Genomic DNA, 374 nt, shown 5'->3' on the forward strand with positions numbered 1-374 from the left:
CGGCGCTCTCGGATCACGGCACGATCCACGGTCTTCTCGAGCGCGGTCGACACGAAGATGCGCAGGTCCCACCGGTCAATCAGTTCCGGGCGCATGAGGAAGACGCCGTCGAAGACCAGCACGGCGTCGGCGGGGGCAGTCGTGACCGGCGGGCACAGCGCGGTATCCGCCGTGCGGTCGTAGACCGCGTGTTGGAAGCGTCGATCTCCGCCCGGGCCGAGCGGATCGAGCAGAACCCGGTTCAGGGCGTCGTAGTCGTGGGTGTCGAAGTAGCAGCCTTCGGCCGAGTACTCGCCGCGCGGATAGCGCTGTGCCCGGGGGAAGAGGAAATCGTCGATCGCCGCGCGGATGACGTCGCGGCCCTGTCTGCGCAA

At 68.2% G+C, this 374-nt stretch carries 1 pseudogene; it reads right to left on the reverse strand.

Annotation, left to right across the window (positions count from 1 at the left end):
• A pseudogene (locus ACNAVT_RS31850) lies at positions 1 to 374 on the reverse strand (uridylate kinase); the annotation flags it as partial.

It is taken from the genome of Micromonospora sp. SL4-19 (assembly GCF_047921475.1).
Lineage (GTDB): Bacteria > Actinomycetota > Actinomycetes > Mycobacteriales > Micromonosporaceae > Micromonospora.